Here is a 6,808-nt window from a genome sequence, read left to right as displayed (position 1 = left end):
AGGCACGCCGCCAGCGTTCGTCCTGAGCCAGGATCAAACTCTCCGAAGAAATGTTTGACTTGCTCATAATAAAATAGAATTAACGTTGACGTTTTTTTGTTTTGTTCAGTTTTCAAAGTTCATATTGGAGCGGGTGATGGGAATCGAACCCACGACATCAGCTTGGAAGGCTGAGGTTTTACCATTAAACTACACCCGCATATTAATTATTTTAGTGGTCGGGAAGACAGGATTCGAACCTGCGACCCCTTGGTCCCAAACCAAGTGCTCTACCAAGCTGAGCTACTCCCCGTTATATGGCGCGCCCGACAGGAGTCGAACCCATAACCTTCTGATCCGTAGTCAGACGCTCTATCCAATTGAGCTACGGGCGCATTTTATTTCAAAATCGACTTTTTTCATCTTAACAGACTATCAGCATAAAAGTCAATGTTTTTTTGATGCGGCCGAGAGGACTTGAACCTCCACGGGGTTACCCCCACTAGGCCCTCAACCTAGCGCGTCTGCCATTCCGCCACGACCGCATATTCACAAGTGCGGGTGAAGGGACTTGAACCCCCACGCCTTGCGGCGCCAGATCCTAAGTCTGGTGCGTCTGCCAATTCCGCCACACCCGCATGATATAGATGGTGAGCCATGAAGGACTCGAACCTTCGACCCTCTGATTAAAAGTCAGATGCTCTACCGACTGAGCTAATGGCTCGTAAATGGCTGGGCTAGCTGGATTCGAACCAACGCATGACGGAGTCAAAGTCCGTTGCCTTACCGCTTGGCTATAGCCCAAGATAATAATGGCGGTCCCGACGGGACTCGAACCCGCGATCTCCTGCGTGACAGGCAGGCATGTTAACCACTACACCACGGGACCACCTTATAATACAATTGGTTGCGGGGACAGGATTTGAACCTGCGACCTTCGGGTTATGAGCCCGACGAGCTACCAGACTGCTCCACCCCGCGATAATAATAGATGGTGGAGGATGACGGGATCGAACCGCCGACCCCCTGCTTGTAAGGCAGGTGCTCTCCCAGCTGAGCTAATCCTCCAATGAATAAGATGGCAAGTCAAGTTTGCAGTCAACTGACACAAACTTCCCCCGCCATCTTTTATGATGACCCGTACGGGATTCGAACCCGTGTTACCGCCGTGAAAGGGCGGTGTCTTAACCGCTTGACCAACGGGCCATGGCAGAGAAGAAGGGATTCGAACCCTCGCACCGCGCTAGCGATCTACTCCCTTAGCAGGGGAGCCCCTTGAGCCACTTGGGTACTTCTCTATATGGCTCCACAGGTAGGACTCGAACCTACGACCGATCGGTTAACAGCCGATTGCTCTACCACTGAGCTACTGTGGAATATTTTCACAAGACTTTTATTATAATAAATCAACCTGTCTTTTTTGTCAAGTTTTTTTATTATCACCTTAACGGCGACGGCTTTATTAATTTATCATATTATCTCATTCTAAGTCAACCTTATTTTTAACTTTTTTTAAGCAACCTTTACATTTCCCGCATACATAGCGTTTAAGGTCTATCCTTCGCTTTCTAGAATATAAATGACCACATGTTTCACATTTATAATAATGAATAGCTTTTCTCTTAGCTCCAGGATTAGATAACGGGGAACAAAACCTAGGAGCCTCGACCTTTCTTAATAATTCTTTAAAGTCTCGATCACGATGCTTGTAGCCTTTCCCCTCTAAATGAAGATGATAATGACACAATTCATGTTTGATAATTCCTTCAATTTCTTTCAAGCCTTTTTGTTCGTAGTACAACTTATTTACTTCAATATTATGAGATGAAAGTAAATAACGTCCGCCTGTTGTACGCAAACGAGGGTTAAAATACGCTTTATGTCTAAACTCCTTTAAAAAAAATCGGATGGATATACTTTCTGCCATATCCTGCAATTGTTTATCATTCATCTTACTACACTCCTTGTAAAACAGATTCTCGAAAGAACCCCTCATCCATATCTTCAACGTTACACTCCTATAATTAAAAACTATTTCGATTTCAAGAACATGACTAGCCTATTGCGCATACAATTCTATACTACATCCTTAGAAAAAAGGAGAGATGATAAGATGCCAATGCCTGTCTGGCTGCAGAATCAAATGAAACGAGCCTATTACAAAAAAGACCGATACCAAATTAAAATGTTAAATCAATGTTGGTTTTTTTATAGAAAGAAGCACTGCTCTTAGTAAGCAGCGTTTCTTTCTATAGAAGAAAGGCTTTTTTAGATATTAGGGATCATGGTAAGAGATACTCTTCCTTTTTTAGCATCTACATCTTCCACCCAAACTGTCACTAGATCTCCTACCGACACTACATCTAATGGATGTTTCACATAATGCGGGCTCAATTTAGAAATGTGAACTAGACCGTCTTGTTTTACTCCTATATCAATAAAAGCTCCAAAGTCTACTACATTCCTAACAGTCCCTTCTAGCTCCAATCCTTTTGATAAATCTTCAAGTTGAAGAATTTCCTTTTTAAGCAGCGGCTTCGGCAAATCATCGCGAGGATCTCGTTCAGGCTGACTGAGCGAAGCAATAATATCTTGCAGCGTTAACTCTCCCATATTTAATTTATCAACCGTCTCTTTTTTGTTCATTTTTCCCAGTTGTTGCTTTAAAGGTTCACTTCCTAGCTGTTCTACAGAAAAACCGATTTCATTTAATAACATTTGAACATGATGATAACTCTCTGGATGAATACTTGTTCGATCGAGCGGTTGTTGGCCATCTAAAATCCTTAAAAAACCGATACACTGTTCATATGTTTTCGCACCTAAGCGCGGAATTTTCTTCAGCTCTTTTCGCGTGATGAACTTACCATTTTCCTCCCGATACTTTACAATGTTTTGCGCAACCGTTTTGTTTAGTCCCGCTACATATTGAAGCAACGAGGACGACGCTGTATTTACGTTGACCCCCACTTGGTTTACCACCGTTTCTACTACAAAGTGAAGGGACTCATTTAATTGCTTTTGTGAAACATCATGCTGATATTGCCCTACTCCTACCGACTTCGGATCAATTTTCACTAACTCTGCCAACGGATCTTGAAGCCTTCTCGCAATAGAAACAGCACTTCTTTCTTCTACTTGTAGATTCGGAAATTCCTCTCTGGCTAAGTCAGAAGCCGAATACACACTGGCTCCAGCCTCATTTACAATTAAATAAAAAATGTCATCCCCTAATAATTTTAATGTATCAGCGACAAATTGTTCAGTCTCTCTTGAAGCTGTCCCGTTTCCAATAGCAACCATTTCAACCCTGTATTCTTTAAGTATAGATACCAACTTCGTCTGAGCTTCCTCTTTTTTATTCACCGGAGGATGAGGGTAAATAACATCGGTGGCCAACATTTTTCCTGTTTCATCTACAACCGCTAATTTGCATCCTGTCCGATAAGCTGGATCGACTCCTAAAACCACTTTTCCTTTCAATGGAGGTTGCAGCAACAGATTCTTTAAGTTCTCAGAAAAAATATGGATAGCACGTTCTTCGGCTTTTTCTGAAAGCTCTTTTCGAATTTCTCTTTCAATGGAAGGCTCAATCAATCGTTTATACGCATCCTCAGCCGCCTTCTTAATCCACGGTGAAACAGAAGATGATTCTGTTTTAATAATTTTTTTATGTAAATATTCCACAATATGATCAACAGGAGCAATAATTGAAATTCTCAATACTTCCTCTTTTTCTCCACGATTCATCGCTAAAACACGGTGAGGGACGATTTTTTGAATGGCTTCTTCATACTCATAATACATTTCATAGACTTTTTTCTCATCTTTTTCCATATCCTTAACCATGGAAGAAAACTTGCCTTTTTTAAAGGTTTCTTGCCTAATCCATTGCCGAAAGGCCGGTTCATCCGAAATGCTTTCCGCAATAATATCTACAGCTCCCTGAATAGCCTCTTCTTCGGATGCTACTTCATTTTCATCCGAGATGAATTGTCCCGCTTTCGCATATATGTCTTCATCTAAAGGAAACGTCAGCATCCACTGAGCAAATGGCTCTAATCCCTTTTCTTTAGCAATTGTTGCTTTCGTGCGTCTCTTTTGCTTATATGGCCGATATAAATCCTCTACCTGCTGAAGTTTTGTTGAGTGATTAATTTTTTCCTGAAGTTCAGGAGTTAACTTCCCCTGCTCCTCAATTAGACGTAAAACTTCTTCTTTTCGGTTTTGCAAGTTGAGTAAATAGTTCCAACTTTCCGAGATTTCACGAATTTGCACCTCATCTAAAGCGCCGGTTTGTTCTTTACGATAACGAGCAATAAACGGAACTGTATTTCCTGCTTCTAATAAAGTGATGACATTTTCCACTTTCTTCACATCGATTTTCACTTCATTTGCCGCATATTTTAGTAAAAAGTCGCGTTGACTGGTTAATTTAATCAACAAGATTCCTCCTCAAAACAAATACTCTTTTTCATTCTAACATTTCAACCTTCCTCTCTACATCTCCTTGTCTATATTCTCCAAATAGAATGATTTTACTGAGCACTCCCATCCGAAAAGCGGATGAATAAATAAAAAAAGACCCATTAAAGAAAACAGGTCTAGAGAATATTATCTATGAGTTTAAGTGGCCAATGACGTAAGTAATATCATCATTATTAGTTGATAATATGGAATGTCGAATCTGAGATGATAGTTGTTCAATGGAGACCGGTCGCGCAAATATGGATTTAACTTCTTTCAATTCTAAACCATCGGTATGAATTAAAAAACGTGATTCCGGCTGAAATGCAAACGTTTGAGTACGAAAGCGCTGCTGGACTCGACCAGATAAAAAGCCTTTTACAGGAAGGGGATAAGTTAACACACCTTCAGGAGAGTATAAGTAGAAACGAATGTTCCCTATGTTATTATAAGCAAATTTATATGTATGCTTACAAAACTTTAAGATCGCAACTGCTGCGCCTCTTGTATTTCTTACTGCTTCGTTGCATTTAGCCATCAAGTCGTCTACGCTATCGTCACAATAGCGCTTGGCTGTTTCTGTCACAGCGGAAGAAGCAATCATCGCATGCTCACCGCTGCCTAACCCATCTGCTACGACACAAAGTAAATAATCGTGGGTTTCTTTAATGTAAAAACTGTCTCCACAATGCATATTTCCTTTTTTCGCTCTTTGATATGTCTCAACTTGTACGCTTCGTATATACCTTTCTTGCGTCACGACATATACTCCATGTTAGCGGAGTCTGCTTGCGCAGCGTTTCTTAATTTCTCTAACGCCCTCCGCTGCAAACGGGATACATGCATTTGTGAAATCCCCAGTCTATCACCTGTATCTTTTTGACTTAAATTCTCCATAAAAGTGCACCGAATAATATCTTTTTCTCGGTCGGTTAACACATGCAAAATCTTTTCCAACACCAAACGCCGGTCCGTTTTTTCGTAGCCTTCCTCTTTTTCTCCTACGAGGTCTAAAATCGTTACCGTACTTCCCTCGGAATCCGCTTCAATGGAATGGTCGACGGATAGCGCTTGATAACTTTGCCCCATCTCCATCGTTTCTAAAACTTCTTCCTCTGTCACCTCTAAAAACTCTGCAATCTCTTTTACTTTGGGAGAGCGTTGAAGTTTATTGGTTAACTCCTCAACTGCTGCTTTAATTTTCGGTCCCAGCTCTTTAATTCTTCGCGGCACATGTACACTCCATGTTTTATCACGCAAAAACCGCTTAATTTCTCCAATAATTGTCGGGATAGCAAAAGATTCGAAGTTCTTTCCAAAGGAAACATCATAACGTCTAATTGCCCCTAGCAGCCCAATCATTCCTACTTGCACAATATCTTCATGTAAGGAACTCCCCTTGGAATATCGGCGAGCAATAGACTCGACGAGATTTTTATAGTGAAGAACCAGCTGATTCTGCGCCTGTTCAGATTGATGTACCTGAAACTTCTCAATAAGCTGCAGAACCTCTTCTTTAGTTAGCTTCATAGGTTGAGACCGGGTTTTCATCACTCTCCACCTGCTCTCTCTGTACATACTTTGTCATCAACACAGTACTTCCTTTTGAACTTGAACGTGTCATTTGAACTTCGTCCATTAGAGTATTGATTAAATATAGTCCTAGTCCGCCTTCAGGTAAAAGCTCTATTTCTTGGGAAGGTTCATAAGGCCCTATATTTTGCTTTAAATGTTCAAAATCAAAGCTTATCCCTCGGTCGGCTACCATGATTTCTAAGCGATCATCAAACAGACCAAAGCCGACAGTGACTTCCCCAACTTCTTCCTTATAGGCATGTTGCACAGCATTGGTGCAAGCTTCACTAATGGCAATTTTCATATCTTCAATGTCGTCATAAGAAAAACCCATGCGATTTGCTACACCCGACAATGTAAGTCTAACGATAGCTACATATTCTGGCTTAGCCGGAATTTTCATCTCTACAAAGTCGTACGCTTGTTTCATTTTACGCCACCTTCTATTTCCGAATTTAAATTTAAAATGTCAGTCAATCCTGTAATGTCAAATAGTCGTTTCAAACGGTCAGAAACTCCAACGAACTTCAGTGATCCTTCCGTTCTCTTAATTGATTTCAGCAAGGCAATAAAGACTCCCAGACCCGTACTATCCATATAAGATACATTCGTAAAATCCACGGTAATATCAGGATTCGACTGTTCTGTTATATTCATGAATTTATTTTTTAGCTCCGGTGCTGTATAAGCATCTATTTCACCAGTAAGTTTTACATAGTATCGCTGTTCATTTTGTTGAATATCTATCGTTAAGTTCATGTAATTTACCCCCTCGAACTTTATGCTA

7 protein-coding genes and 13 tRNA genes are annotated in these 6,808 nt (G+C 40.9%); 1 reads left to right on the top strand and 19 read right to left on the bottom strand.

Translation table 11 applies throughout. The annotated features are described in order from the left end of the window. Window positions 1-125: 125 nt before the first annotated feature. From BK575_RS27690 to BK575_RS27625, 14 genes are all read right to left on the bottom strand, one after another. A tRNA-Gly gene (locus BK575_RS27690) sits at window positions 126-199 on the bottom strand. Between the two features lie 16 nt (window positions 200-215). Beyond that, a tRNA-Pro gene (locus BK575_RS27685) sits at window positions 216-292 on the bottom strand. Between the two features lie 5 nt (window positions 293-297). Next, a tRNA-Arg gene (locus tag BK575_RS27680) sits at window positions 298-374 on the bottom strand. Between the two features lie 67 nt (window positions 375-441). Continuing rightward, window positions 442-524 (bottom strand) — tRNA-Leu (locus tag BK575_RS27675). A gap of 11 nt (window positions 525-535) precedes the next feature. After that, window positions 536-617, bottom strand: a tRNA-Leu gene (locus tag BK575_RS27670). Between the two features lie 10 nt (window positions 618-627). Then, window positions 628-703, bottom strand: a tRNA-Lys gene (locus BK575_RS27665). A 5-nt stretch (window positions 704-708) separates the two neighbouring features. Then, window positions 709-783 (bottom strand) — tRNA-Gln (locus tag BK575_RS27660). Between the two features lie 9 nt (window positions 784-792). After that, a tRNA-Asp gene (locus BK575_RS27655) sits at window positions 793-868 on the bottom strand. Between the two features lie 15 nt (window positions 869-883). After that, window positions 884-960: transfer RNA gene (locus BK575_RS27650), tRNA-Met, on the bottom strand. A gap of 11 nt (window positions 961-971) precedes the next feature. Continuing rightward, window positions 972-1,047, bottom strand: a tRNA-Val gene (locus tag BK575_RS27645). Between the two features lie 66 nt (window positions 1,048-1,113). Beyond that, a tRNA-Glu gene (locus tag BK575_RS27640) sits at window positions 1,114-1,185 on the bottom strand. Between the two features lies 1 nt (window position 1,186). Continuing rightward, a tRNA-Ser gene (locus BK575_RS27635) sits at window positions 1,187-1,277 on the bottom strand. Between the two features lie 3 nt (window positions 1,278-1,280). Continuing rightward, window positions 1,281-1,355 (bottom strand) — tRNA-Asn (locus BK575_RS27630). A 104-nt stretch (window positions 1,356-1,459) separates the two neighbouring features. Continuing rightward, a complete protein-coding gene (locus BK575_RS27625) occupies window positions 1,460-1,930 on the bottom strand; it encodes a SprT family protein (protein WP_078415049.1) in 471 nt (156 codons plus the stop codon). Window positions 1,931-2,098: 168 nt separating this feature from the next. Here BK575_RS27625 and cmpA point away from each other — a divergent pair, with 168 nt between their 5' ends. Beyond that, window positions 2,099-2,212, top strand: coding sequence for a cortex morphogenetic protein CmpA (cmpA, locus tag BK575_RS28230; RefSeq protein ID WP_139368190.1), 114 nt, complete (start codon window positions 2,099-2,101; stop codon window positions 2,210-2,212). Between the two features lie 35 nt (window positions 2,213-2,247). Here cmpA and BK575_RS27620 read toward each other — a convergent pair whose 3' ends face one another. From BK575_RS27620 to BK575_RS27600, 5 genes are all read right to left on the bottom strand, one after another. After that, window positions 2,248-4,422: a Tex family protein gene (locus tag BK575_RS27620; RefSeq protein WP_078415048.1), complete on the bottom strand. Its 2,175-nt coding sequence runs from the start codon at window positions 4,420-4,422 to the stop codon at window positions 2,248-2,250. 175 nt (window positions 4,423-4,597) lie between these two features. Further along, complete coding sequence (locus BK575_RS27615; protein WP_078415047.1) at window positions 4,598-5,206, bottom strand: PP2C family serine/threonine-protein phosphatase; 609 nt, start codon at window positions 5,204-5,206, stop codon at window positions 4,598-4,600. Then, window positions 5,203-5,997, bottom strand: a complete 795-nt coding sequence (gene sigB / locus BK575_RS27610; RefSeq protein ID WP_078415046.1) for an RNA polymerase sigma factor SigB — start codon at window positions 5,995-5,997, stop codon at window positions 5,203-5,205. Before sigB ends, BK575_RS27615 begins: the two co-directional genes overlap by 4 nt. Beyond that, window positions 5,963-6,451: an anti-sigma B factor RsbW gene (rsbW, locus tag BK575_RS27605; protein ID WP_078415045.1), complete on the bottom strand. Its 489-nt coding sequence runs from the start codon at window positions 6,449-6,451 to the stop codon at window positions 5,963-5,965. The genes sigB and rsbW overlap by 35 nt, the downstream gene beginning before the upstream one ends. Beyond that, window positions 6,448-6,780, bottom strand: coding sequence for an STAS domain-containing protein (locus BK575_RS27600; RefSeq protein WP_078415044.1), 333 nt, complete (start codon window positions 6,778-6,780; stop codon window positions 6,448-6,450). The genes rsbW and BK575_RS27600 overlap by 4 nt, the downstream gene beginning before the upstream one ends. Between the last annotated feature and the right edge of the window lie 28 nt (window positions 6,781-6,808).

The organism is Priestia abyssalis, from assembly GCF_002019595.1.
GTDB lineage: Bacteria > Bacillota > Bacilli > Bacillales > Bacillaceae_H > Bacillus_BA > Bacillus_BA abyssalis.
Note: the sequence above shows the minus strand (reverse complement) of the source record. Positions and strands in the feature narration are given on the sequence as shown.

Bases quoted from the DNA above. Each gene is read 5' to 3' on its own strand.
- BK575_RS27625 (WP_078415049.1), bottom strand. From the start codon at position 1,930: ATGAATGATAAACAATTGCAGGATATGGCAGAAAGTATATCCATCCGA.
- cmpA (WP_139368190.1), top strand. From the start codon at position 2,099: ATGCCTGTCTGGCTGCAGAATCAAATGAAACGAGCCTATTACAAAAAA.
- sigB (WP_078415046.1), bottom strand. From the start codon at position 5,997: ATGAAAACCCGGTCTCAACCTATGAAGCTAACTAAAGAAGAGGTTCTG.
- rsbW (WP_078415045.1), bottom strand. From the start codon at position 6,451: ATGAAACAAGCGTACGACTTTGTAGAGATGAAAATTCCGGCTAAGCCA.
- BK575_RS27600 (WP_078415044.1), bottom strand. From the start codon at position 6,780: ATGAACTTAACGATAGATATTCAACAAAATGAACAGCGATACTATGTA.